Annotated in this window: 26 protein-coding genes and 1 pseudogene; 11 read left to right on the top strand and 16 right to left on the bottom strand. The window is 70.9% G+C overall.

The features are described 5' to 3' along the window. Positions 1 to 55: 55 nt before the first annotated feature. Genes zwf through R3A49_02080 form a run of 3 tightly spaced genes read left to right on the top strand, consistent with a single transcriptional unit; the run spans position 56 to position 3,417 of the window. Positions 56 to 1,492: a glucose-6-phosphate dehydrogenase gene (zwf, locus tag R3A49_02090; protein MEZ5169521.1), complete on the top strand. Its 1,437-nt coding sequence runs from the start codon at positions 56 to 58 to the stop codon at positions 1,490 to 1,492. Next, positions 1,489 to 2,331 (top strand): dienelactone hydrolase family protein, encoded by an 843-nt coding sequence (locus R3A49_02085; GenBank protein ID MEZ5169520.1) that lies wholly within the window; start codon positions 1,489 to 1,491, stop codon positions 2,329 to 2,331. Before zwf ends, R3A49_02085 begins: the two co-directional genes overlap by 4 nt. A gap of 9 nt (positions 2,332 to 2,340) precedes the next feature. Then, positions 2,341 to 3,417: an NYN domain-containing protein gene (locus R3A49_02080; protein MEZ5169519.1), complete on the top strand. Its 1,077-nt coding sequence runs from the start codon at positions 2,341 to 2,343 to the stop codon at positions 3,415 to 3,417. A 33-nt stretch (positions 3,418 to 3,450) separates the two neighbouring features. Here the strand turns inward: R3A49_02080 and R3A49_02075 are convergent, their stop codons facing one another. From R3A49_02075 to hisI, 8 genes and pseudogenes are all read right to left on the bottom strand, one after another. After that, positions 3,451 to 3,780 carry a hypothetical protein gene (locus tag R3A49_02075; protein MEZ5169518.1) on the bottom strand — a complete coding sequence of 110 codons (330 nt, stop codon included), beginning with the start codon at positions 3,778 to 3,780 and terminating at the stop codon, positions 3,451 to 3,453. 7 nt (positions 3,781 to 3,787) lie between these two features. Beyond that, positions 3,788 to 4,567: a tryptophan synthase subunit alpha gene (gene trpA, locus R3A49_02070; GenBank protein MEZ5169517.1), complete on the bottom strand. Its 780-nt coding sequence runs from the start codon at positions 4,565 to 4,567 to the stop codon at positions 3,788 to 3,790. Then, the gene (trpB, locus tag R3A49_02065; GenBank protein ID MEZ5169516.1) at positions 4,564 to 5,772 is read right to left on the bottom strand and encodes a tryptophan synthase subunit beta; all 1,209 of its coding nucleotides are present in this window, start codon (positions 5,770 to 5,772) and stop codon (positions 4,564 to 4,566) included. Before trpB ends, trpA begins: the two co-directional genes overlap by 4 nt. A 32-nt stretch (positions 5,773 to 5,804) precedes the next feature. Beyond that, positions 5,805 to 6,491 carry a phosphoribosylanthranilate isomerase gene (locus tag R3A49_02060; GenBank protein ID MEZ5169515.1) on the bottom strand — a complete coding sequence of 229 codons (687 nt, stop codon included), beginning with the start codon at positions 6,489 to 6,491 and terminating at the stop codon, positions 5,805 to 5,807. Positions 6,492 to 6,498: 7 nt separating this feature from the next. Continuing rightward, a complete protein-coding gene (gene trpC / locus R3A49_02055; GenBank protein MEZ5169514.1) occupies positions 6,499 to 7,290 on the bottom strand; it encodes an indole-3-glycerol phosphate synthase TrpC in 792 nt (263 codons plus the stop codon). A gap of 10 nt (positions 7,291 to 7,300) precedes the next feature. Continuing rightward, positions 7,301 to 8,371 (bottom strand): folate-binding protein, encoded by a 1,071-nt coding sequence (locus R3A49_02050; GenBank protein ID MEZ5169513.1) that lies wholly within the window; start codon positions 8,369 to 8,371, stop codon positions 7,301 to 7,303. Continuing rightward, on the bottom strand, positions 8,368 to 9,906 hold the full coding sequence (gene trpE, locus R3A49_02045) for an anthranilate synthase component I (protein ID MEZ5169512.1): 1,539 nt from the start codon (positions 9,904 to 9,906) through the stop codon (positions 8,368 to 8,370). The genes R3A49_02050 and trpE overlap by 4 nt, the downstream gene beginning before the upstream one ends. Positions 9,907 to 9,943: 37 nt before the next feature. Beyond that, positions 9,944 to 10,276: pseudogene (gene hisI, locus R3A49_02040) on the bottom strand (phosphoribosyl-AMP cyclohydrolase). 131 nt (positions 10,277 to 10,407) lie between these two features. Between hisI and R3A49_02035 the strand changes: the two are divergent. The 3 genes from R3A49_02035 to R3A49_02025 all read left to right on the top strand — a co-directional run bounded on the left by R3A49_02035 (position 10,408) and on the right by R3A49_02025 (position 13,828). Beyond that, positions 10,408 to 11,049: an alpha/beta hydrolase gene (locus tag R3A49_02035; protein ID MEZ5169511.1), complete on the top strand. Its 642-nt coding sequence runs from the start codon at positions 10,408 to 10,410 to the stop codon at positions 11,047 to 11,049. A 117-nt stretch (positions 11,050 to 11,166) separates the two neighbouring features. After that, on the top strand, positions 11,167 to 12,519 hold the full coding sequence (locus R3A49_02030) for a DUF1800 domain-containing protein (GenBank protein ID MEZ5169510.1): 1,353 nt from the start codon (positions 11,167 to 11,169) through the stop codon (positions 12,517 to 12,519). A 13-nt stretch (positions 12,520 to 12,532) separates the two neighbouring features. Next, positions 12,533 to 13,828 (top strand): DUF1501 domain-containing protein, encoded by a 1,296-nt coding sequence (locus R3A49_02025; protein MEZ5169509.1) that lies wholly within the window; start codon positions 12,533 to 12,535, stop codon positions 13,826 to 13,828. A gap of 39 nt (positions 13,829 to 13,867) precedes the next feature. Here the strand turns inward: R3A49_02025 and R3A49_02020 are convergent, their stop codons facing one another. From R3A49_02020 to hisD, 7 genes are all read right to left on the bottom strand, one after another. Continuing rightward, entirely contained in the window at positions 13,868 to 14,098 is a 231-nt protein-coding gene (locus R3A49_02020; GenBank protein ID MEZ5169508.1) for a hypothetical protein, read from the bottom strand. A gap of 84 nt (positions 14,099 to 14,182) precedes the next feature. Then, entirely contained in the window at positions 14,183 to 14,944 is a 762-nt protein-coding gene (gene hisF, locus R3A49_02015) for an imidazole glycerol phosphate synthase subunit HisF (GenBank protein MEZ5169507.1), read from the bottom strand. Next, a complete protein-coding gene (gene hisA, locus R3A49_02010; protein MEZ5169506.1) occupies positions 14,926 to 15,669 on the bottom strand; it encodes a 1-(5-phosphoribosyl)-5-[(5-phosphoribosylamino)methylideneamino]imidazole-4-carboxamide isomerase in 744 nt (247 codons plus the stop codon). Before hisA ends, hisF begins: the two co-directional genes overlap by 19 nt. Next, positions 15,669 to 16,307, bottom strand: a complete 639-nt coding sequence (gene hisH / locus R3A49_02005; GenBank protein MEZ5169505.1) for an imidazole glycerol phosphate synthase subunit HisH — start codon at positions 16,305 to 16,307, stop codon at positions 15,669 to 15,671. The genes hisA and hisH overlap by 1 nt, the downstream gene beginning before the upstream one ends. Then, positions 16,304 to 16,888 carry an imidazoleglycerol-phosphate dehydratase HisB gene (hisB, locus tag R3A49_02000; protein MEZ5169504.1) on the bottom strand — a complete coding sequence of 195 codons (585 nt, stop codon included), beginning with the start codon at positions 16,886 to 16,888 and terminating at the stop codon, positions 16,304 to 16,306. The genes hisH and hisB overlap by 4 nt, the downstream gene beginning before the upstream one ends. After that, on the bottom strand, positions 16,888 to 17,973 hold the full coding sequence (gene hisC, locus R3A49_01995; protein MEZ5169503.1) for a histidinol-phosphate transaminase: 1,086 nt from the start codon (positions 17,971 to 17,973) through the stop codon (positions 16,888 to 16,890). Before hisC ends, hisB begins: the two co-directional genes overlap by 1 nt. Further along, entirely contained in the window at positions 17,970 to 19,283 is a 1,314-nt protein-coding gene (gene hisD / locus R3A49_01990; GenBank protein MEZ5169502.1) for a histidinol dehydrogenase, read from the bottom strand. The genes hisC and hisD overlap by 4 nt, the downstream gene beginning before the upstream one ends. A 125-nt stretch (positions 19,284 to 19,408) precedes the next feature. Here hisD and R3A49_01985 point away from each other — a divergent pair, with 125 nt between their 5' ends. Then, complete coding sequence (locus R3A49_01985; GenBank protein MEZ5169501.1) at positions 19,409 to 21,136, top strand: MFS transporter; 1,728 nt, start codon at positions 19,409 to 19,411, stop codon at positions 21,134 to 21,136. Next, on the top strand, positions 21,133 to 21,339 hold the full coding sequence (locus R3A49_01980; protein ID MEZ5169500.1) for a hypothetical protein: 207 nt from the start codon (positions 21,133 to 21,135) through the stop codon (positions 21,337 to 21,339). Before R3A49_01985 ends, R3A49_01980 begins: the two co-directional genes overlap by 4 nt. 86 nt (positions 21,340 to 21,425) lie before the next feature. Here R3A49_01980 and nth read toward each other — a convergent pair whose 3' ends face one another. Beyond that, positions 21,426 to 22,073, bottom strand: a complete 648-nt coding sequence (gene nth / locus R3A49_01975; protein ID MEZ5169499.1) for an endonuclease III — start codon at positions 22,071 to 22,073, stop codon at positions 21,426 to 21,428. Between the two features lie 67 nt (positions 22,074 to 22,140). On the opposite strand from nth, the gene mshD reads away from it, so the two are divergent. From mshD to R3A49_01960, 3 genes are all read left to right on the top strand, one after another. Further along, the gene (mshD, locus tag R3A49_01970; protein MEZ5169498.1) at positions 22,141 to 23,055 is read left to right on the top strand and encodes a mycothiol synthase; all 915 of its coding nucleotides are present in this window, start codon (positions 22,141 to 22,143) and stop codon (positions 23,053 to 23,055) included. Then, a complete protein-coding gene (gene rlmN, locus R3A49_01965; GenBank protein MEZ5169497.1) occupies positions 23,052 to 24,089 on the top strand; it encodes a 23S rRNA (adenine(2503)-C(2))-methyltransferase RlmN in 1,038 nt (345 codons plus the stop codon). The genes mshD and rlmN overlap by 4 nt, the downstream gene beginning before the upstream one ends. 106 nt (positions 24,090 to 24,195) lie before the next feature. Continuing rightward, complete coding sequence (locus tag R3A49_01960) at positions 24,196 to 24,537, top strand: hypothetical protein (protein ID MEZ5169496.1); 342 nt, start codon at positions 24,196 to 24,198, stop codon at positions 24,535 to 24,537. The last annotated feature ends 26 nt before the right edge of the window (positions 24,538 to 24,563 follow it).

Below are 24,563 nucleotides of genomic sequence, written 5' to 3'. Positions count from 1 at the left end.
CCGCACGCGGCAGGGGCCGCTAGCGTGGCGGGCCGGACCCGACACGGAGGAGCACATGGCCCCGGCCCCCACACTGGCGATCCTCGGCGCATCAGGCGACCTCACGGCCCGCCTCCTGCTCCCCGCTCTGTTCCGCAATGAGAAGCGCCGACAGCTGGGCGACCTCACGATCGTCGGCTACGCCCTCGAAAACTGGGAGCCCGAGCACTTCCGCGAGCACGTCCGCCAGGCCCTCGACGACTTCGAGTCGCCCGTTCCCCAGGACGCGTGGAACCGCTTCTCCGCTCGCCTCGACTACCGCTCGGGCGACATGACCGGACCGAAACTGGCGGTCCTCGACGACCTCATCGAGGGGCCGGCGGTCTTCTACCTCGCCCTCCCGCCGGGGGTCTTCGCGCAGGCGGCGCAGGGCCTGGGGGACGCAGGCCTCCACGACGAGTCGGCGGGCCCGCGTCGCCTCGTGATCGAGAAACCCTTCGGGACCGATCTGGCATCGTCCCGCCGGCTCGAGGCCGACGTGAGCCGCGACTGGACGGAGGACCAGATCTTCCGGATCGACCATTTCCTCGGCAAGGAGACGACACAGAACATCCTCGTGTTCCGGTTCGCCAACCGTTTCCTCGAGCCCGTCCTGAACTCACACCACGTCCGCCAGATACAGATCACGGCGTCGGAGCAACTCGGTCTCGAGGGCCGCTACAAGTACTACGACACGAGTGGCGCGATGCGCGACATGATCCAGAACCATCTCATGCAGCTGTTCACGATCACGGCGATGGAGCCACCGCCGCTCTGGGACGCCCGGGTGCTGCGCGACCACAAGGTCGAGGTCCTGAAGTCGGTCAAGCCCTTCGATACGCAGCATCTCGAGCACCGGGCCGTCCGCGGGCAGTACACGGCGGGAAGGGTCGGCAACGAGACCGTTCCGGGCTACCTCGAGGAGCCCGACATCCCGGCCGACTCCACGACCGAGACCTACGCGGCCATCCGGTTGGAGCTCGAGACCTGGCGGTGGAAGGGCGTGCCGTTCTACCTCCGCTCGGGCAAGCGGCTGCGCGGTGGCGTCACCGAGATCGCCATCGAGTTCGAGGCGCCGCCGAGCCAGCTCTTCCGTGAGACGGAACTGGCGGTGTGCGAGCCCAACTGGCTCGTGTTCCGCATCAAGCCCGACGAGACGATCGAGCTCGTGGCCCACGCCAAGAAGCCCGGGCTCGGCCTCGAGGCACATCCGATCTCCCTACGCACGCAGTACGCCGCCGACCGCTCCTCGGAGTACGACGCCTACGACCAGTTGCTGCTCGACGTCCTGGAGGGTGACCACACGCCGTTCCTCCGCTACGACGAGGTCGAGGCGGCCTGGGAGGTCGTGCAGCCACTCCTCGACGCGTGGTCGAGCGGTTCCCCCGAGGCGTACGAGGCCGGGTCCGACGGTCCTGCCGGTGCCGGCAGGCTCCTCGAGAAGGGCGACCACTGGCGCCCCCTCGTTCCGTGACGGGCAGCACCCCCTCCACCGACGGCGCCGTCCTGGCGGACTTCGACTGCACCGCCGAGACGTTCGACGGTGTCACCCGCGCCGTCTACCGGAAGGGCTCGGGCCCCGCCGTCGTGATCATGCACGAGATCCCCGGCATCACGCCCCAGGTGGCGGATTTCGGGAGGCGGGTGGCAGGCGCCGGGTTCACGGCGGTCATGCCCTCGCTCTTCGGGGAGCCCGGCCGCCCCCTCAGCGCTCCGTACCTCGCGAAGAGCGTCCTGTCCCTGTGCGTGTCGAAGGAGTTCTCGTTCCTCGCGACCGGCCGCACGAGCCCGGTCACGACGTGGCTGCGCGCCCTGATCGACGTGGCACACGACGAGTGCGGAGGCCCCGGCGTGGGTGTCGTCGGCATGTGCGCCACCGGGGGCTTCGCTCTCGCGCTGGCGACCGACCCGGCGGTGCTGGCCCCCGTGATGAGCCAGCCGGCGTCGCCGGCACCGCTCGGGCGTGAACGGCGCCGTGGCCTCGACATCGACCCCGACGACCTCGCCGCGGTAAAGGCCCGGGTGAACGACGAGGACCTGTGCGTTCTCGGTCTGCGTTTCACCGGCGATCCCGCGGTGCCGGCGGAGCGCTTCCGGCGCCTTCGCGAGGAACTGGGCGACGGTTTCGTCGCCGTCGAGATCGACTCCTCGCAGGGGAATGCCCACGGCATCAAGAGGACGGCCCACTCGGTGCTGACGAACGATCTCGTCGACGAGTCCGGTCACCCGACCCGCGACGCGCTCGACAGGGTCCTCGACCTCTTCGCGGAACGACTCTCCCCCCACAGCGGCCGCCACGCACCGGGCGGTTAGCCTGCGCCCATGGCTGTCGACGAAGAACGCATCGCCCTGCTGCTCGACTACGAGAACCTGGCACTGGGTGCCAAGGATCAGCTCAACGGAGCCGCCTTCGATCTGGGGCCCGTGGCTGACGCCCTGGCCGAACGCGGCCGGGTGGTCGTGCGGCGTGCCTACGGCGAGTGGAACTCCTTCGAGTCCGATGCTCGCATGCTGACGCGCCACCACGTCGAGCTCATCGAGATCCCCCAGCGGATGGGCATCAGCCGCAAGAACGCCGCCGACATCAAGATGGTCGTCGATGCGCTCGAGATCTCCTTCGAACGCGACTACATCTCGACCTTCGTGATCGGGACAGGTGACTCCGACTTCACGCCACTCGTCCACAAGCTGCGTGAGCGCGACAAGCGCGTCATCGGGCTCGGCGTCGGCGGCTCCACCTCGGCGCTCCTGCCCCCCGCCTGCGACGAGTTCCTCTTCTACGACCGTCTCGAGGGCGTGGAGGCCGGCCGGAAGAAGGCGTCGGGTCGGTCGCGTTCGCGCACGAAGGACGACACCGGTGACGACTCGGGCGACGACTCGGAGGCCACGGCCCGACCCCGCGGCGACCGTCCCGAGGACGCCGAACGGCTCGTGACACGCACCCTGTCCGGTCTCCAGCAGAACACCGGCGGGGCCGTGCAGGCGTCGATGTTGAAGAGGGCGATCCTCCGCAAGGATCCCACCTTCTCGGAGTCCGACTACGGCTTCCGCAGCTTCAGCGAGCTCCTGGCCAACCTCGAGAACCGCGCCGTGATCGAGCTGTCGCCGGGTACGGCGGCCGGGGACCCCGAGGTGCACTTCCCCGACAGCGCCGGCGGCGAGGAGGAGCAGGCCTTCGAGCTGTTGCGCACGGTCGTCGGCGGTGTCGAGAAGCGCTCGGGAGCTCCGGCGCTGTCGGGCCTGAAGGACAGGATGCGAAAGCGCGACGCCGACTTCTCCGAGAAACGCTTCGGCTACAGCGGGTTCCTCCAGTTCGCGAAGGCCGCCCGTACCCGCGGCGTCATCGAGATGGACTGGGACGACGACGCTGACGACTACGTGGTTCGCGTCGCGGGCTAAGGACAGGTTCTCTTTCCTCGGCTCGGGTGACGCTCAGCCCCGCCTCGGATCTCTGGGACCGAAGAAGCCGCCCTCGGGGCGTGCATGCATGTGGAAGTGGTCGGGGATGTTGCGCATGTTCCCGTCGAGGTAGTGCGCGCCGAGCTGCTCGTCGGCAACACGGTGCAGCGCATCGGTCATGTGCTCGCGAGCCTCGGGGGGCGGCTCCGTGCCGTGGTCGCGCCACACGACCATCGGCACGGAGCAGATCTCACACTCGGCGATCCAGCACACGTCGTCCTCGTGGTACCAGGGCGTGATCCTGGCGGCCTCGCAGAGCTCACACTCCGGCCCGAAGCGCCCCGGAGGGACACGACTGCTCATGAGCGCCTCACCGGGGTGCGGCGTCGAGCGCCTGGCGCAGCTCGCGGACGAAGTCGGCCGCCGCGTCGACCCCGCCACCCTCCAGTAGTCGGCGAACGAGAGCGCTTCCGACCACGACACCGTCGGCGTGTGCAACTGCCTCGGCGGCCTGCTCGGGTGTGGAGATCCCCACGCCCAGGAGAACGGGCGTGTCGGTGTGTGCGCGACACCGCTCACCGATCGTGGACGCCGGTGTGGCGAGGTCCGAGCGCTCGCCGGTGACGCCCAGGAGCGACACGGCGTACACGAAGCCCTTCGAGCGAGCGCAGATCCGGGCGAGGCGCTCGTCGGAGGTGGTGGGTGCGGCCAGAAGAACCGTCTCGATCCCGGCGGAGTCGGCGGCGGTTGCCCAGTCGTCGAACTCGTCCAGCGGGAGGTCCGGAAGGATCGCCGCGTCCACCCCCGCCTCGACGAGCGCCGCAGCGAAGCGCTCGTAGCCTGCGTGCATCACGAGGTTGACGTAGGTCATCACGGCGAGGGGAGCCTCCACATGGAGCGATTCCACCTCTCCGAGGATCGTCGTCGGTGTGGCGCCGGCGGCCAGAGCCTGCTGCGAGGCCGCCTGGATCGTGGGGCCGTCCATGACCGGGTCGGAGAACGGGATCCCGATCTCGACCGCATCGGCACCGGCGGCGACGACGGCCTCCACGACCTCGGTCCAGCCGTCGTGCAGCCCTCCGGTGACGTAGGGGACCAGCAGCGGCCGCCCCTGCGACCGGCGCTCCCGGAGTGTGGACTCCAGTGTCACGGCCGGTCGCGGCCCGCGAGCGCCTCGGAGACCTGCGCGGCGTCCTTGTCGCCGCGGCCCGAGAGCGTGACCAGGACGGTGGAGCCCGACGGGACCTCGCCTCCAGCCTCACGGGCGACCCAGGCGACGGCATGGCTCGACTCCAGCGCGGGCACGATGCCCTCGGTCTCGGCGAGGAGCCGGAAGCCGTCGAGGGCCTCGGCATCGGTGATGCAGCCGTAGTCGGCACGTCCGGTCTCCGCCAGGGCAACGTGTTCGGGGCCCACACCGGGATAGTCGAGCCCGGCGCTGATCGAGTGCGCCTCGCGGATCTGGCCGTCCTCGTCCTGGAGGTAGCGGGAGCGGGCGCCGTGCAGGACGCCCGGGACTCCCCGGTTGATCGAGGCGCCGTGGCGGCCCGACTCGAGGCCGTCGCCGGCCGCCTCGACGCCCACGAGGCGGCTGCCGGCGTCGAGAAACCCGGCGAAGGTGCCGATCGCGTTCGATCCCCCACCCACGCACGCGACGACGACGTCGGGGTCTTCGCCTCCCAGGATCTCGTTGCACTGCGGGCGCGCCTCGGCGCCGATCACGCTCTGGAACTCGCGGACCATCCACGGGAACGGGTGAGGACCGACCACCGAGCCGATGCAGTAGTGGGTGTCCTCGACCGTCGCCACCCAGTCGCGCAATGCATCGTTCGTGGCGTCCTTCAGCGTGGCGCTGCCCGACGTGACCGTGCGGACCTCTGCTCCGAGCAGCTGCATGCGCCACACGTTGAGGGCCTGTCGCTGCGCGTCGACGGCTCCCATGAAGACCACACAGTCGAGCCCGAACAGCGCGCAGGCCGTGGCCGTGGCGACCCCGTGCTGACCGGCGCCGGTCTCGGCGATGACGCGTCGCTTGCCCATACGCCGGGTGAGCAGCACCTGGCCCAGCACGTTGTTGATCTTGTGCGAGCCGGTGTGCGTGAGGTCCTCACGCTTGAGCAGGACCCGCACGCCGAGGCGATCGGAGAGGCGGTGGCACTCGGTGACAGGTGTGGGTCGGCCGGCGTATGCGCCGAGGAGCCCCGAGAGCTCCGACCGGAAGTCGTGCGAGCCCCAGGCGTGGCGGAACCCGTCCTCGAGCTCCTCCAGGGCGGGCACCAGCGTCTCGGGGACGAAGCGGCCGCCGAACCCCTCGAAGCGCCCGAGACCTGACGGCTCCGGGCCCGGCTCGGGCAGGACCACGGCGTCACCCCGTCGGGGTGCGACGCTCACAGGTAGTCCTCCCAGTCGAAGGGCCCCGCCCGCTCGGTGCCGGGCTCGGTCGCGTGGAAGGCCTCCTTCTCCTCGATCTCGGTCTCGGTGGCCTTGGCCTCCTCGATGAACCGGCGGAGCTTCCGGGGGTCTTTGCGCCCCGGGCCGCTCTCGACACCGGTGGACACGTCGACGCCCCACGGGCGGACACGACGGACCGCTGTGGCGACGTTGTCGGCGTTCAGGCCGCCCGCGAGCATCAGGCGCACCCCGCTCCGGACACCCTCGGCGAGCGACCAGTCGAAGATCCGGCCCGACCCGGGATCGGGTGCGTCGATGAGCAGCACATCGGCCGGTCCGTTGCCTGCCGCGGGGATCGAGTCGTCACCGGCAGCGAACGCCTGGATGACCATCGGCACCCGCTGGCGGACGTAGCGGACCTCGCTCAACGGCTCACGGCCGTGGAGCTGGGCCCCCTTGAGGCCCGCGGTGTTGACGACCTCGACGACCCGCTCACGGCGCTCGTCGCGGAAGACCCCGACGGTCAGGATCTCGGGTGGGAGGCGACGCGCGATGTCGCGGGCTGTCTGCGGGCTCACCTGACGGCGGCTCGGGGCGAACACGAAGCCGATGGCATCGGCGCCGAGCGCCACGGCGAGCAGCGCGTCGTCCTCGGTGGTGACACCACAGATCTTCACGAACATCGGGGGCCTACGGTGTCCCTGCCGGCACGACACCGGCCAGGCGCGCGACGAGTGCCGCAGGGTCGTCCGCGCGCACGAGCGCCTCCCCCACCAGAGCCGCGCGGTAGCCCGCCCCGGCCACGGTGGCGGCATCGTCAACGGTGCGGATAGCGCTCTCGGCGACGGCCAGCACCCCGTCGGGAATCGCCGTCGCCAGGTGTCGGGTGGTCTCGAGGTCCTCCTCGAACGTGGTGAGATCCCGGCTGTTGACCCCGAGGACCTCGCAGCCTGCTCCCAGCGCCCGGTCGAGCTCTCCGGCGTCGTGGACCTCGACGAGGGCCGTGAGCGCATGGTCGGCAGCCACGCCCGACAGGTCGCCGAGCTGCGTGTCGGAGAGTGCCGTCACGATGAGGAGGACCGCGTCGGCGCCCACGGCGCGGGCCTCGGTGACCTGGAGGGGGTCGATCACGAAGTCCTTGCGGAGAACCGGCAGGTTACAGGCGTCGCGGGCGGACACGAGGTCGTCGAGCGAGCCACCGAACCACTCGCGGTCGGTGAGCACCGACAGCGCCGACGCCCCACCGGCGGCGTAGGTACGGGCCGTGGCCGCCGGATCGAGGTCGGGCGCGAGGTCACCCTTCGACGGCGAGCGGCGCTTGAGCTCGGCGATGACGGCGAGGCCGGGTGCCGAGCCCAGGGCTCCCGCGAAATCGCGGGGTGGGGCCGCATCGGCGGCCAGCGCCTCGATCTCCCGGGCACGCGCGCGCAGTCGCCTCACCTCGTCGCGTTTCGTCGCCAGGATCCGGTCGAGGAACGTCACGGTGCCGATTCTACGACCCGCCCTGCACCATCCCGGGGAGCGCTGCGACGCGTGCGACCACGACGTCGCCGTCTCCGGCCGCCACGTGGCCGGCCGTTTCGGCGGCGGGCGCGACCGTGATCTGCACCGGGCCGGGCGGCTCGACCCGTCGGTGGGTGTAGCCGAGAGCCACCGGCCCGACAGGAGCCGCGGAGACGCTCGTGACCTCGCCCGCCCGCTCGCCGTCGTGGTCGAGGATCTCGGCCCCCACCGCCGGGGCGGGCCCGTCGGGTGTGAGACGTCGGAGGAACCGGTTGACCCGTCCGCGGCTGTCGATGCGGCAGACGAGCTCCTGGCCGAGGAAGCAGCCCTTCGTGAAGGACACGGCGTCGAGCTCGAGGCCCGCCTCCTGGGGAATCGTCCGCTCGTCGATGTCGTGGCCCTGCCGCGGGATCCCCGCTGCGATCCGGTGTGCCTCGGAGGCGCTGCGGCCCACGCGCACCGCCCCTGCCGCCGTGAGGTCCGCCCACGCCGCGGTGAGCGCCGCCAGAGGGCCGACGACGTCGACCCCAGCGTCGTCGGGACGCGCGACGCGGGCGATGCGCACCTCCCCCCACGCGACGTGGGCATGGGCGCCCGTCGGCGGTCGGGAAGCACCGGCGCCGGCGAGGACATCGTCGACCGCCGGCCCACGGAGCTGGAGGACGCCGAACTCGTCGGAGCGTTCCGAGATCTCGACATCGACGCGGATCCGGTAGCGATCGAGCGCGGCCACCAGGTCGGGGGCCACGCCGGGCTCGGTGTCGATCCACGCGGTGTCGCCGACGCGGAGAAGGCGGAAGTCGGCGACGAGCTTTCCCTTCGGTGAGAGGAGCAGGCCGTGGACGCCCGCGCCGTCCTCGAGGTCGGCGACATCGGCCGAGACCAGGCTGTCGAGGAAGCTGAAGGTGTCACCACCCGAGACGAGCGCCGACCCTGCGTCCGAGCGGTCGACGACACCGGCCCCGGCCTCGAGTGCCTCCCACTCGGCGGTCGGGTCCCCGTAGTGCGCCGCGACCTCGACACCCAGGTCGCTCGTCGTCGCCTCCCCGGGCTCGATCACGGGACCGGCGGGTCGTGGACGATGGGGTCGAGATCGCGTGCGGCGGCGGCGGCCGTGAGCAGCGCCCGGGCCTTGTTGTGGCACTCGAGGTCTTCGAGCTCGGGATCACTGTCGGCCACGATCCCCGCTCCGGCCTGCACGGACGCCCGCCCGTCACGCCACAGCATCGTTCGGATGGCGATGGCCGTGTCGAGGTTCCCCGAGAAGTCGATGTATCCGACGACCCCGGCGTAGGGGCCCCGCTTGGTGGGCTCCAGGTCGTCGATGATCTCCATGGCCCGCACCTTCGGCGCGCCGCTGACCGTGCCGGCGGGAAAGGTCGCACGCAGGACGTCGACGGGGCCCGTGCCGTCGGGCAGGTCGGCCGACACCTGGCTCGTCATGTGCATCACGTGGGAGTAGCGCTCCAGGGTCATGAGTTCGTCGACGCGCTCGGTCCCGAACTCGGCGACCCGCCCGACGTCGTTGCGCGCCAGGTCGACGAGCATCACGTGCTCGGCACGCTCCTTGGGGTGCTCGGCGAGCTCCGCGGCCATCCGCCGGTCGGCCGCATCGTCGGCTCCCCGCCGGCGCGTCCCGGCGATCGGTCGGCTGATCACGCGGCCGTCGAGCACCTGCACCATCGGCTCGGGTGACGACCCGGCGATCGTGAGCTCCTGGTCGTGGACGAAGTACATGTAGGGCGACGGGTTCACCTGGCGCAGGACGCGGTAGGTCGAGAAGGGGTCGACCGGCTCGTCGATGTCGAAGCGCTGGGCGAGAACGACCTGGAAGATGTCGCCCTCCAGGATGTGCTCGCGGGCGACGTCGACCGCCCGGCGGTAGTCGTCGGCGCCCATGGTGGACGTGAAGGCCGGGAGGTCGACCAGGGGGTCGGGCGGCGGGGGCGACGGGCGGACCACCAGGGGCGCGGCCAGCGCCGCCACCCTCTCGTCGAGACGCTCGGAGGCCGCTCGGTAGTGGGCCTCCAGGACCGTGTCGTTCGCGTCGGCGTCGACGAACACGTTCTCGATCAGGAACAGACGCTGTCGGAAGTGGTCGAACGCGGTCACGTGCCCGGTCAAGGACAGGACGGCGTCCGGCATGCCCTGGTCGTCGGGTGGCACACGGGGGAGCCGCTCGATCTCGCGCACGATGTCGTAGCCCAGGTAGCCGACCACCCCACCGTGGAACGGAGGCAACTCCGGAATGGCCGGCGCGGAGTAGCGGGCGAGCAGCGCGTCGAGGGCGTTCAGGATGCCGTCGCCTGTCGGGATCCCGGGGGCGTCGCCGACCGCACACGAGACGTCGGTGCCCCGGGCGACGAGGGTGACGGCCGGATCACTGCCGAGGAAGGAGAACCGCCCCCACCGGCGGCCGTGCTCCACCGACTCGAGGAGGAATCCCGGCTGCGCCCCGACGAGCTTGGCGTAAGCCGAGACCGGGGTCTCCACGTCGGCGAGGATCTCGCGCCACACCGGTACGACGGTGTGGCCGCGCGCCAGTGAGCGAAACTCCTCGAGCGACGGGCGCGGCCCGGCTCCGTCGGTGGTCACCGCGAGGCGGTCACGGGCGGTCGGGGGCGCCGAACGGGCGGAAGAAGCAGCTCCACTCGCCCGTGTGGCACGCACCGTTGCCCTCCTGCTCCACCTGGAAGAGGAGGGTGTCGCCGTCGCAGTCGTAGGAGGCCGACCGGATGTACTGGCGGTCGCCGGAGGTCTCCCCCTTGCACCAGTACTCCTGGCGACTCCGGCTCCAGAACCAGGTGCGGCCCGTCTCGAGGGACCTCCGCAACGATTCGTCGTTCATCCAGGCCATCATCAGGACCCGGCCCGTGCCGGCCTCCTGCACGATCGCCGGGACGAGCCCGCGGTCGTCGAAGGTCACCTCCGACAACTGGTCCTCCGTGGCGTCGATGGGCGTCACGTCAGGCGGTGTCACGTCGGGCACGCGGCGATGGTACCCGTCCCCCCTCCCCGGGTTGGTGCGATTGATGTGGCCACAGCCCAACAACTGCACCATCCGGGGAGGGGTCCGGCCGGGTTAGCGTGCACACGATGTCCGAGCCCACAACCCTCACGAGTCGCGGCGGGCTCCGTCTGGAAGCCGAGGTCGCCCGGGCCGAGCACCCACGCGCCGGCGCCGTGCTGTGCCACCCCCACCCGCAGTTCGGCGGCTCCATGCGCTCGCTCGTCGTGGGCGAGTGGTTCAACGCCCTCCCACCGGCCGGCGTCACCTGTCTCCGCTTCAACTTCCGCGGCGTCGAGGGCAGCGAAGGGGGCTTCGACGACGGTGACGGGGAGCGTCATGACGCCGAGGCGGCGCTCGACCACCTGGCGGCGCTCCTCCCGCCCGGGTGCCCGATCCTCATGGCCGGATGGTCGTTCGGCGCCGACATCGCCCTCGCGACGGCCGACGGCCGTGTGTCGGCCTGGGTGGCGGTGGCGCCACCGGGGCGCTACGCCCCCGACGCCGTCGCCGACGACCCGCGGCCGAAGACGATCGTGTTCGGGGACCGGGACGACCTCGTCGAGAGCGACGCGGGACGCGCCAGGGTCGCAGGATGGAAGAACACGGTCGTCGAGGTCCTCCCTGGCGCCGATCACTTCTTCGTCGGTAACACGGGGTTCATCGTGTCACTCACCGTCGACCTGGTGGACCGCGTGGTTCGCGAGGCCCGGGATTCCGGGGGGAACTGAGCCCGGCGCGGCCTGCCTTCAACGCGCCGAGCGCGCGCATTCGGTCGGATTCTTCTCAAGATGAGCACGCTCCGTGGTCGATAGACAGGAGGTCGTCGCCCCACATCCGGAGACCACGTGCCCACCCTCCTCGGAACCGCCCATCGCACCGGACTCCCCGCAGCACCGCGTCCTCTCGGTGACCTGGAGGTGCCCGCCACGCCGGACCTCCGCTCCCGGCTCGCGCACCTCTACCGGCGCGTCGGCTTCGGCGCGACGAGCGCGCAGCTCGATGCGGCGGAGGCGCAGGGCTACGAGGCGACCGTCGAGGAGCTCCTGACAGCACCCGACCCCGCGGCCGAGGCGATCCCGCCTCCCAGCCTGATGCCCCCCACCACGATGGGCCCCGACCAGGAGGTGGCCCAGCTGGAGACGGCCGCCCTCGTGACGTGGTGGCTCGAGCGGATGGTGGCCTCGCAGGTCCCGCTCCGGGAGAAGCTCCCCTTCTTCTGGCACGGGCTCCTCACGTCGTCGGTCCAGAAGGTCGGGTGGCCGTCGCTGATGTTCAGACAGCACCAGCTGTTCCGCACGCTCGGATGGGGCAACTTCGAGGACCTCCTCCAGGCCGTCACGATCGACCCGGCCATGCTCATCTGGCTCGACGGGCTCTTCAGCCACAAGAGCTCCCCCAACGAGAACTACGGACGGGAGGTCATGGAGCTCTTCGCCCTCGGGCGCGGCAACTACACCGAAAACGACGTGAAGGCCGCAGCACGGGCCTTCACCGGCTACACGGTGAACACCTCGAACCCGCTGAACCCGACGATCGTGTTCGACCCGTCACGCTGGGACTCGGGCTCCAAGACCCTCCTCGGCCAGACCGGCAACTGGAACACCCAGGACGCCATCTCGATCATCACGTCGCACCCCGCCTGTGCGCCCTACATCGCCTCGCGGGTGTGGAGCTTCTTCGCCTGGCCGATCCCGCCGGACCACCCGATCGCGGTCGAGCTGGGCTCCTCGTTCGCCGTCGACCTCGACATCACCGGGCTCCTGCGAGCGACGTTTCTCCATCCGCAGTTCGACTCCGCCGACGCCCGACAGGGGCTGGTGGAGTCGCCCGTCGAGTGGGTGGCCCGCTCCCTGCGCGCCCTGAACCTGCCCGCCAACGTCCTGACCGCACAGTCGCTCGTCGGGCTCCAGCAGGTGCCCTTCGTGCCACCCCACGTGGCCGGATGGGCACCGAACGGCTACTGGATCAACACCGCCTCCGAGCTCGAGCGGGTCAAGCTGGCTCAAACGGCCGTCATCCTCGGCAACACCTCCAGCGTCGGCTGGGCAGCTCCGGTGGAACGGCCGGCCGCCGCCGCCGAACTCCTCGGCGTCGATGCCTGGAGCCCCCGAACCGACGCGGCACTGGCCAACGCGTCCGACAGTTCCCTGGCCGTCGTCGCCCTCGCACTCGGTAGCCCCGAGTACCTGCTCGGATGAGGAGCCATCAGCCATGACGGTGTCCCGCAGGAAGTTCCTCACCGGCACGGGCTCCGCCGCGGCCCTCGCCGGGATCGCAGCATGCAAGCCGCCCGTTCCGGGGCCGCCGCCCCCACCACCACCGCCGCCACCACCGCCGCCGCTCCCGGGGGCGGAGATCCTCGTGCTCGTGACCCTCTACGGCGGGACCGACGGGCTCAACACCGTGGTTCCCCACGGCAACTCGGCGTACCACGGCGCCCGCGGGGCGCTGGCGCTCTCACCCGCCGACGGCGTGCACGACCTCGGCTCCGGCATCGGGCTGCACCCCAGCCTCGAGGGACTCGTTCAGCACTGGCGCGACGACGACCTCGCGATCATCCAGGGCTGCGGATACCCCAACCCCGACCTCAGCCACTTTCGGTCCCAGGACGTGTGGGCCTCGGGTGTGGCCGAGAGCGTGGAGAACACGGGCTGGATCGGGCGCTGGATGGACCAGGGCATCGATGACCCCCTCACCGCCATCGTCATCGGCAACTCGCTGCCGATGGTGCTGCGCGGCGAAGCGCAGACCGGAATCGCCGTTCCGAACGGCGGGTTCAGCATCCCCGGCAACCAGGTCTTCAAGAATGGCTACGGCTGGCTTGCCCAGCCCGAGCCGAGCGAGGGTGTCTGGGCGTCGGCGATCACGCGCTCGAAGGAGAACCTGATCCGCGCCGAGGAGGAGATCAACTCCGCTCTCGACGGTGAGGACGTGGATGGCGTGAACAACGCCACCAACCAGTTCGTGGCAGCCGAGGGCGTGACAGCCGCGGCGGGCCTCCCGACCTCCCTCGACGGGGTGGGCGGCCAGCTGGCGCCCCAGCTGCGTGTCGTCAGCAAGCTGGTGCGGGCAGGGCTGCGGACCACTGTCTACAACGTCAGCATGGGCGGCTTCGACACCCACACCAACCAGCTCCCGACGCAGGAGGGCCTGCTGCGCCAGCTCGACCAGGCTCTCCACGGGTTCCACGCGGAGCTCGACGGTCACAGCCGCGGGAAGCACGTCGTGACGGTCGTGCAGTCGGAGTTCGGACGGCGCTTCCGTGCGAACCAGGGCGGCGGGACGGACCACGGCACGGCTGCACCCGTGCTCGCTGTGGGGAACCCCGTCCACGGCGGCTTCTACGGGGACCATCCGAGCCTGACGAACCTGGACGGCAACGGCGACCTGAAGGCCACGACCGACTTCCGCCGCGTGTACGCGACCCTGCTGGAGCGCGCGCTCGACAGCGATTCCGCATCGGTGCTGGGCAGCGGTTACGCCCCGTTGAACTTCCTCGCCGCGTAGGCCGTACCGCCCGCAGCGGCGGGCGTCGTGGCCGGTGCGCTAGGACGCCCCCGTGGTGGCCGGGCTCTCGCGACTTGCGACACCGTGACGTTCGAGGAACGTCAGCCGGCGACTGACCGACGACCGCCACCTGTCGATGTCGGAGTCGAACACGGCCCGGTTGCCGTCCTCGTAGGCGTGCTCGAGGTCGTCGAACGCCTCGTCCTCGGCGTCGAGCAGCTCCCGGTACCGCCTCAGGAATCCCTCGTCGACCACAGCGCCGTCGCTCATCCGTGCTCCCTTCTGAAGGACAGGTCGTCGGTTCCCCGACGGTACCCGAATTCCGAGACGGGCGCCGCGGGACCGCGAGCCCGCTCAGACCGGACGCACGGTGACGCCCCGGGCTGCGAGATACTCCTTGGCTGCACCCACCGAGTGCTCGCCGAAGTGGAAGATCGAAGCAGCGAGGAGGCCCTCGGCGCCTCCGGCGGCCGCACCCTCGTAGAGGTGCTCGAGCGTCCCCACGCCTCCCGAGGCGATCACGGGGACCTCCACGGCATCGACCACGGCGGCGGTGAGGTCGATGTCGTAGCCGTCGCGTGTGCCGTCACGGTCCATCGACGTGAGCAGGATCTCCCCGGCGCCGAGATCGACGACCCGCCGCACCCACGCGATCACGTCGAGGCCCGTCGGGGTCCGCCCCCCGTGGGTGACGACCTCCCAGCCGCCCGTGCCACGTCGACGCGCGTCGACGGCGACGACGATGCACTGGGCACCGAAGGCGTCGGCGCCCGCGCGCACCAGATCCGGCTCCGCCACGGCCGCCGTGTTGAGCGACACCTTGTCGGCCCCGGCGCGGAGCAGTCGGCGGATGTCGTCCTCGGAGCGGATACCGCCGCCGACCGTGAACGGCATGAACACCTGCTCGGCCGTCCGTGCGGCGACGCCGAGGATCGTGTCGCGGTCGTCGGAGGACGCCGTGATGTCGAGGAACACCACCTCGTCGGCCCCCTCGGCGTCGTAGCGCTTCGCCAGCTCGACCGGGTCGCCGGCGTCCTGTAGGCCGACGAAGTTGACGCCCTTCACGACCCGGCCCCGATCGACGTCGAGGCACGGGATCACACGTGTTGCGAGCATGCGCCCAGCGCCTCCTCCACGGTGAAACGTCCCTCGTAGAGGGCACGTCCCACGATCACACCGTCCAGGGTCGGGTGCCGGACCGCCAACGCGGACAGCTCACGGATGTGCGCCAGCGTCCCGACTCCCCCGCTCGCCAGGACCGGGGTGTCGGTGGCCGCCAGCACACCGGTGAGCCCGTGGATGTCGGGGCCCTCCATCGTCCCGTCGGCTTCGATGCGGGTGACCACGAAGGCGTCGACCGCCCGGGCATCGAGGTCGGCAACCAGCTCGGCGGGGCTCCGCCCGCTTCCCTCCGTCCATCCCCGGACCCTCACCTCGTCGCCGAGCACGTCGAGCCCGACGGCGACGGGAACACCCACCGCTTCGTTGATGTCGTCGACGAGATCGGGCCGGTCGACGACCGCCGTGCCGACGACGACCCGCGCCACCCCCGCCTCGTGCAGACGTCGTGCGGCGTCGAGGCTCCGTATGCCGCCACCGACCTGGACCCGAACGTCGACCACCGAGCAGATCTCTGCGACCGTGCCTGCGTTGGCGGGCTCGCCGGTACGCGCCGCATCGAGATCGACGACGTGGATCCACGACGCGCCGGCCTCTCCGAAGCGCCGTGCGACCGCGACCGGGTCCTCGTCGTAGACGGTTTCGGCGTCGTAGTCGCCGCGCATGAGACGCACGCACCGACCGCCGCGGATGTCGATCGCGGGGAAGAGCTGGAACGGCATCAGCCACTCTCCGCGTGCTGCGCGGCGGCCGCCACGAAGTTGGCGAGCACGGCGAGCCCGCAGGCGCCGCTCTTCTCGGGGTGGAACTGCGTCGCCCAGACCGCCCCCGCCTCGACGGCAGCCACGAGGGTGCCGCCGTGGTCCGTCGTGGCGGACACCACCGCCGGATCGGTCGGGACCGCGCTGTACGAGTGCACGAAGTAGCACCACCGCGGTTCGGGCACACCGGCGAACAGGCCCGACCGGGGAACGGCGTCGACGGTGTTCCATCCCATGTGCGGGATCGTGACCGGCCCGTGCAGGCGCTCCACGACGCCGGGAACGACGCCGAGCCCCGGCACACCCGGGGATTCGGTGCTGGACTCGAACAGCATCTGCATTCCCACGCAGATACCGAGGAAGGGCCTGCCCGACGTTGCGGCGTCGAGGGCCGGCGTGTCGAGCCCGTGCGCGCGAAGCTCCTCCATGCAGCGACCGAAGGCACCGACGCCGGGGAGCACGACCGCTGCCGCCGACGCCACGGTGTCGGGATCAGCCGTGAGGACGGCATCGGCTCCCAGGTGTGCGAGCGCCTTCTCCGCCGACCGGAGGTTCCCGATTCCGTAGTCGAGAACCGCGATGCGGGCGGGGGTGCTCAGAGCGTCCCCTTCGTGGAGGGGACGACCTCGCCGTCGATCCGGGTTGCATCGCGCAGGCACCGCGCCGCAGCCTTGAACGACGCCTCGAGGACGTGGTGGCCGTTGCGGCCCGAGATGCTCCGCATGTGCAGGGTGACCGCGGAAGCCACCGCGAAGGCGCGCCAGAACTCCTCGGCGAGCTGCGGGTCGAACGTGCCGACCCACTCGGCGACCGGGTCGATGTCGTAGCTGAGGAACGGGCGACCGGAGAGATCGAGCGCCACGGCCACGAGAGCCTCGTCGAGCGGTACCTCGATCGACGCGAAGCGACGCACCCCGGCCTTGTCGCCGAGAGCGCGGCTGAGGGTCGTCCCGAACACGATGCCGACGTCCTCGATGGTGTGGTGGGTGTCGATCTCGAGGTCGCCCTCGGCGCGCACGACGAGATCGAACCCGGCGTGGCGCCCGAGCTGCTCGAGCATGTGGTCGAAGAACGGGATGCCGGTCTGGGCGTCCGCCACCCCGGTGCCGTCGAGGTCGAGGTCGACGGACACCTTCGTCTCGTTGGTTTCCCGGTCCCACCGGGCCGTTCGTTCGGCCATCAGGCCGCCACCTCCTCGATCGCCACCGGAAGGGCGGCGAGCAGTGCGTCGTTCTCGTCGGGGGTCCCCACCGTGATCCGCAGTGTCCCATCCAGGCCGGGCCGGCTGGTGAAATCGCGCACGAGAACGCCGTGGCCGAGCAGTCTCTCCCACAGCGAGTGGGCATCCACATCCGGGCGGATGAGAAGGAAGTTGGCGCCGCTGTCGTAGACCGTCAATGAACCGAGGTCGCGAAGCGTCCTGACGAGCCGGTCGCGCTCGCCGCACAGAATCGCGACGCGCTCGGCCATCTCGTCGCCGTGGCGCAGGGCCAGGAGCCCGGCCGCCTGGGTGGCCGCCGAGAGGTTGTAGGGCAGCGCGACCGCGTCGAGGTTCCGGACCACGGGTGCCGGTGCGACACAGAAGCCGAGGCGGAGTGCGGCGAGCGACCACACCTTCGAATAGGTCCGCACCACCACCACGGCGGCGTCGTCGGTCACGTTGGGGATCTCGGAGCGCTGCGCGAACTCGCCGTAGGCCTCGTCGACCACGACGAGCGCACCGGGGGCGGCGCCGCGCAGTCTCCCGACGAGGCCCGGCGGGTCGAGTGTGCCGGTCGGGTTGTTCGGGCTGCACAGGAAGATCACCGACGGGCGCTGCTCCTCCACGAACGTGGCGGCGGCATCGGGGTCGACGGAGAAGTCGGCGCGTCGCTTGCCGGCCACGACCTCGGTCCCCGTGATCGTGGCGATGTGGCTGTGGAGCGCGTACGTCGGCTCGAACGTGACCGCGCGGCGCCCCGCTCCGCCGTAGGCGAGGAGCAGCGACTGGAGGACCTCGTTGGAGCCGTTGCCGCAGAACACCTGTTCGGCACGGACGCCGAGCCGGTCTGCCAGAGCAGCGCGCAGCTCCCCGGCACGCCGGTCCGGGTACCGGTTGAGGGGGATCGTGCGGAGGGCGTCACACCACTCCTCGACGAACTCGTCGGGTGGCGGCACGGGGCTCTCGTTGGTGTTGAGCCGCACGGGTACGTCGAGCTGCGGCGAGAAGTACCCCGACAGGGCGGCGATGTCGTCGCGGGCGGAGGGCAGCCCGGGGCCGGTCATGGCACAGCCCCCTTCCCGTTGGACGCCCGGACGGCGACCGATGCCGCGTGGGCATCCAGACCCTCGGCACGTGCGAGCGCCTCGATGTGGGGACGCACGTACTCGAGGGCGTCGGGGGTCGCGTCGACGACGTGGATGTGCTTCAGGAAGTCGGAGACGCGCAGTGCGTCGGCGAACCGGGCGGTGCCGCCCGTGGGGAGCACGTGGTTCACGCCGGCGACGTAGTCGCCCACGGCGGCGGGGCTGGAGGCGCCGCAGAACACAGCGCCGGCGTTGCGGACCAGCGCGAGCAGCTCCGCCGGTGCCTCCACCATGAGCTCGAGGTGCTCGGGGGCCACGGCGTCGGAGACGGCCACCGCCCGGGTGGCGTCGTCGACGAGGACCGCCCGCCCACCCTCGGCCAGGGTGGCCCCGATGTCGTCGGAGCGGGTGGCGGTCGACGCCCGGCTCTCCAGCTCACGGTCGACGGAGTCGGCAACGGCCGGGTCCCAGGTGACCAACGCGGCCAGTCCCCCGGGCCCGTGCTCCGCCTGGGCGAGCAGGTCGGTGGCGACGTAGGCCGGATCGGCCGATCCGTCGGCGATCACCACGAGTTCGGACGGCCCGGCGAAGGTGTCGGTACGCACGCGACCGGCGACCTCCCGCTTGGCGAGCGCCACGAAACGGTTTCCGGGGCCCACGATCACATCGACGGCAGGAACCGTGTCGGTTCCGAGCGCCAACGCGCCGATCGCCTGGGCACCGCCGACACAGAAGACGTCGTCGACCTCGGCCAACGCCGCGGCCGCCAGCGTGGCGTCGGGCACCCGGCCGTCGGGGCCGGGCGGGACGCACAACACGACCGTGTCGACACCTGCAACCCTCGCGGGCAGAGCTGTCATCAGAACGGTGGACGGGTAGGCGGCACGGCCGCCCGGCACGTAGCAACCCGCGATCCCGAGCGGAACGACGACGTCGCTGATCGTGATGCCGAGATCCGATTCCACGGGGTCGGGGGCGACCCGCTGGTTCTCGTGGTGCGCCGTGATCCGGTCGCGGGCGAACTCCAGGGCTGCTCGAAGCTCCGAGGAGGCCTCCGACAGCGCCCGGGCACGTTCGGAGACGGGAACCCTGAGATCGGTGGGTCGGCACCCATCGAAGCGCTCGGTGAGGTCGCGCAGCGCTTCGTCGCCGCCCCGGGCGACCTCGTCGAGGATCTCCCGTACCGCACGCAGGTCATCGTCGGGCTTCGAGGAGGCCCTGCCCGCTGAGGGCGCGACACGGGAGCGGAGGTCACCCTCAAAGCCGCGGAGATCCAGTCGTTCGAGCACGGGATTCCCATCGTACCGGCCGCCTGTCCGCGCCTCGTGCCGATTCGGGCATCGATCACGGGCAGGCGCAGCGACGGACCGGCATCTACCCTCACACGGGCCACGACACGGGGGGCGGGTCACCGATGGGCAGCGAGGCACGGGCAGGGCGTACCGCAGGGTCCGCGATCCTCGTGATCCTGTCGGCTGCCATGTTCATCTACGTGATCGACACCACGATCATGAACGTGTCGATCTCCGACGTGGTGGCCGACCTCGACACCGAGGTCACCAAGGTCCAGGCGGCCATCACCGTCTACACCCTCACGATGTCGGCGTTCATGCTGACGGGCGGCAAGCTCGGCGACCGCTGGGGCTCCCTACGGGCCTTCCGGATCGGGCTCGTCGTCTACGGCATCGGGACCGTCACCACGGCCCTGGCGGCCAACATCGCCATGCTGATCATCGGCTGGTCGATCCTCGAGGGGCTGGGGTCGGCGCTCATCGTGCCCGCCATCAACACGCTGATCCGCACCAACTTCCCCGGCGACGCGCGTGCCCGGGCCTACGGGGTGGTGTGGGGCGTCGCCGCAGCCGGCGCGGCGTTCGGCCCGATCGTGGGTGGTGCCATCACGACGGCTGCGACCTGGCGCCTTGCGTTCGCCCTCGAGGCCGTGATCGTGGTCGTCGTGCTGATCGGGTCCGGAAAGCTCGCCGACAGCCGACCCGACGAGCCCGTCGACCTCGACTACGTGGGTGTGCTGCTCTCCGTCGTCGGGCTCGGCCTCGTCGTGCTCGGCGTCCTGCGCACCTCGACGGCGGGGTGGGACGACGTGGCGACCTGGGTCATGATCGGCGCCGGCCTCGCGGTGCTGGGCCTCTTCGTCGTGTGGCTGCGCCACCGGGAGCGGACAGGGACGTCGCCGCTGCTCCACCTGTCGATCTTCCGCCACCGGAGCATCCGCGAGGGCCTCCCGGTCCTGGCCACGCAGACGTTCATGCAGGCGGGCATCCTCTTCCTGGTCCCGCTCTTCTGCCAGTCCCTGCTCGGCTTCAACGCCTTCCGCACGGGCGTGACGCTTCTCCCACTGTCGATCGCCGTGCTGGGCGTCTCCTCGCTCTCACCGCCGCTCGGTCACCGGTTCTACCCCCGGTCGATCGTCGCCGGGGGCCTCGTCGTGCTCGCCGTCGGAGGTGTGCTGCTCTCCCGATCACTCGACGGTGCGGAGTCGGGATGGGACCTCGCACTGCCCCTCGCCGTCATCGGGGTCGGTATCGGGCTCGTCGTCGCGCAGCTCCCCAACCTGATCCTGTCGGGCGCCGACAACGACGAGGCGAGTGAGGCCGCAGGGCTCCAGGGCACGTCACAGAACCTCGGGATGGCGCTCGGGACAGCCGTCGTGGGGTCAGTGATCCTCTCGGTGGGCTTCGCCGCCGTCGCCGACGAGGTCGACTCGAGCACGGTCCTGGCCGATGACACCCGAGCCAGGGTCGAGGCGACCATCGACGCCGGCACGCAGTCCGTGACGAACGAGAAGGTGGAGGACTTCGCCGCCGGTCTCCCGGCGGAGGAAGGCGACGAGATCCGTCGCATCGCCCGGGACTCCCAGCTCGACGGGTACCAGGCCGCCCTCCTGGCCGGCGCCGCCGTCGCGCTCCTCGGCTTCGTGCTGGCGCTGCGGCTCCCCAAGAGGAAGCTCGGCGGTGACCGTCTCGAGGAGTCGGCCCGGGCCGGGTCGAAGGCGATCCCCACCTTCGACCTCGAGGTGCGTGACCTCGCCACCGAGGGTCCGGGCGAGAGTACGGACGACGACGCGGGAAGCGAGACAGGTGACCAGACCCGAGACCGGACACGGGAGGACCCGACGCCATGACCCGGCCCACCGACAGCTCCACCGCCGCCGAGCTCTCCACGGTCCGGTCCCAGATCGAGGACCTCGTCCGCCGGGTGACGGCCTGCGCCGAGGACTACGCCACGACGCCCGGCTCCACCGTGGCCGCCGAGTGCTTCGCCGCCGAGCGGGCCCTCATCACCGCCGGCCGCGCCGTCGACCGTGCCCGCGCCCACCTCGCCTGACCCGGGTCCACCTCAACCCCGCCAGGTTGGTGCAAGAACCCGGTCCATGGCCCGGAAAACGCACCATCTCGGAGTGGCGGAGGGCGTTACGAGAACGTGAAGGCGGAGGGGCAGATCCCGGCGAGCACGCAGGCGTCGCAGCGCGGCCTGCGGGCGTCGCACACGTTCCGGCCGTGCAGGATCAGCAGCAGTGAGAAGTCGCCACGCAGCCCGGCGGGCACCATGGGGTCGAGGTCGTGCTCGATCTTCACGGCGTCCTCCTCCTTCGTGAGTCGGAGACGTCGCGCCAGACGCGTGACATGGGTGTCGACCGGTAGCCCGGGAAGCTCGAACGCCACCGACCGGATCACGTTCCCGGTCTTGCGCCCGACCCCGGGGAGCTTCACGAGGTCGTCGAGGTCGCGGGGAACCTCACCCTCGAAGCGGTCGACGAGGCCCTGCGCCATCCCGATGAGGTTCTTCGTCTTGGAACGGAAGAAGCCCGTGGAGTGGATGAGCTCCTCGAGCTCTGCAGGGTCGGCGGCCGCGAGGTCCTCGGGGTCCGGATAGCGGGCGAACACCGCCGGCGTGACCATGTTGACGCGCTCGTCGGTGCACTGCGCCGAGAGGATCGTCGCCACGAGCAGCTGGTAGGGCGAGTCGTGGGTCAGGGCGCAGACGGCGTCGGGATACTCCTCCTGGAGCAGGGCAAGGGCCTGCTCGGCCCGCTGGCGGGAGCCCCGGGGACGTGCCATGCGGGCACCTTAGGTGGGCGGCCCCTCGACGGCCCGGGTCGGCCGGTCTCGGATCTACGCTCCGGGGGTGATCGAGCACCATCGGCTCGCGGCACTCCGCGACGACGACCGCCACGGGCTCGAGGCACTGTGCCTCGTCGCCCAGGCCGCCGACGGCCACGCTCCCCTGAGCGACGACCTGTGGCACGAGCTCACAGGCCCGCCGACGGCCGGAGCCCAGATCGTGCTCGACCGTCGCGAGGGCCACATCGTCGGTGCCGCGCACGTCTCCCATGCTCCCGGGCACTGGCAGCTGGAGTTCGTGGTGCACCCCCGCCACCGGCACGCGGGCGTCGAACGGGGCCTCCTCGAACGAGCCGCTGCGGAGATCAGCTCCGACGGCGGCGGTGAGGTCGTGCTGTGGAGCCACGATCCCGACGACACGACCGTGGCGATGATCGAACGGCTGGGCTTCGCCCCCCAGCGGGAGTTGCTGCGGATGGAGTGCGCCCTGCCGCTCGATGCCGCTCCGGCGTGGCCCGACGGGATCAGCACGCGTCCGTTCCGCCCCGGGGACGACGACGCCGACTGGCTCGCTCTCAACAATCTCGCCTTCGCGGACCATCCGGAGCAGGGCGCCTGGTCGCAGCACACCCTCGACGAGCGGATGCGCCAGGAGTGGTTCGACCCCGGCGGCTTCATCGTGGCCGAGGACGACCACGGCATGGCCGGCTCTTGCTGGACGAAGCTCCACGACGACGAGCAGGCCGGGGAGATCTACGTGATCGGCGTCCATCCCGACCGGCAGGGCACCGGCCTCGGGCGGGCCCTCGTGGTGGAGGGACTCTCGAGCATCGCCGAGCGGGGCATGCCCACCGGAATCCTCTACGTCGACGCGTCGAACGATGCGGCCGTCGGGCTCTACGAGTCGCTCGGCTTCACGACGGCACGGACGAACCGCGCGTTCAGCGCCGATCTCGACGACAGCAACGACGTGTCGTGAGTGAGCGGACGCGGTACGGCATCTCTCGGGACGGCCTGCACGACCTGCTCGAGTCGTGGGGTGAGCCGCGCTTCCGTACCGACCAGGTGTGGGCCGGAATCCACTCGGCACGCCGCCTGGAAGACTGCACCGACCTCCCGACGGCACTCCGGTCACGGCTGGCCGCCGAGCTACCGGAGTCGCTTCGAGCACTCACCATCGCGCACGGCGACGACGGCATGACGCAGAAGTGGCTGTGGGCGGCAGGTGACGACGGCGCGGAGATTGAGACCGTGCTCATGCGTTACCCGGACCGCGCGACGGTCTGTGTGTCGTCGCAGGCGGGCTGCGCCATGGGGTGCACCTTCTGCGCCACCGGTCAGGCGGGCTTCGACCGCCATCTCGACGTCGGCGAGATCGTGGAGCAGGTCGTGCGTGCAACCCGTGCCGTGCCCGAGCGCGTCGACCACGTGGTGTTCATGGGAATGGGAGAGCCGCTGGCGAACTACGACGCGACGGTCGACGCCGTGAGGCGACTGCACGACGACGTCGGCATCTCGGCCCGCAGCATCACCGTGTCGACGGTCGGCGTCGTTCCCGGCATCGTGCGCCTGGCCGACGAGCACCTCCCCGTCACGCTCGCCGTGTCGCTCCACGCGCCCACCGACGAGCAGCGCGACCTCCTTGTGCCGCTCAACCGTCGCTATCCCATCGCGGAGGTGCTCGAGGCCGCGGAGACCTACCAGCGCGCGACGGGTCGGCGGGTGAGCTTCGAGTACGCGGTGATCGCCGGTGTCAACGACGACCTCGAGCAGGCAGCGATCCTGGCCGGGCTGCTGGGCGACCTCGGCCCCCCGGCCGTCCACGTCAATCTGATCCCGCTCAACCCCACGCGCGACTACCGGGGCCATGCGCCCAACAGGGCCCGGATGGACACCTTCGCCCGGCGTCTCCGGGCTGCGGGGCTCCACGCCACCGTGCGCCGCAACCGCGGCACCGACATCGACGCGGCATGCGGCCAACTGCGCTCCCGCCACGTGGAACTGCGCCGCTGACGGCGATCTGGGCCTCGCGGTGCCCCCAGGGGCGCCGAGCGGCCACAATGGTGGTTCCACCGACGGGGGCGAGACCACCACCCGGTCGGCCCGACCCGGAGGTCCCGTGAACGAACGCAGGTTCCTGAACCAACAACAGCCGCAGACGCTCGTGATCGCGACGTTGCTGCTCTACCTCAACGGGTTCTTCAACGGATTTCGCGGTCTGAGCTGGGGCTTGCCCGTTCTCGTTGCCGTCGCGGCGGCAATGATGGCGGGTGGCTTCGGAATCGCCAACGAGAAGAAGTGGGGTTACGGCCTCGCCGTCGCGGGCGCCGTCATCAACGTCCTTCTCCTTTTCACGCTCTATGTTCGAGTTGACTTCCTGAGCCTGATCTTCGACGTCGCCCTCGTCCTCCTGCTCGTCCATCCCATGAGTCGCGACTACCAGCGGATCTGGTTCAACTGACCCACGCGGCGCCACGGCCGCACCGC

The organism is Acidimicrobiia bacterium (assembly GCA_041394025.1).
Taxonomy (GTDB): Bacteria; Actinomycetota; Acidimicrobiia; order IMCC26256; family JAOSJL01; genus JAOSJL01.
Note: the sequence above shows the minus strand (reverse complement) of the source record. Positions and strands in the feature narration are given on the sequence as shown.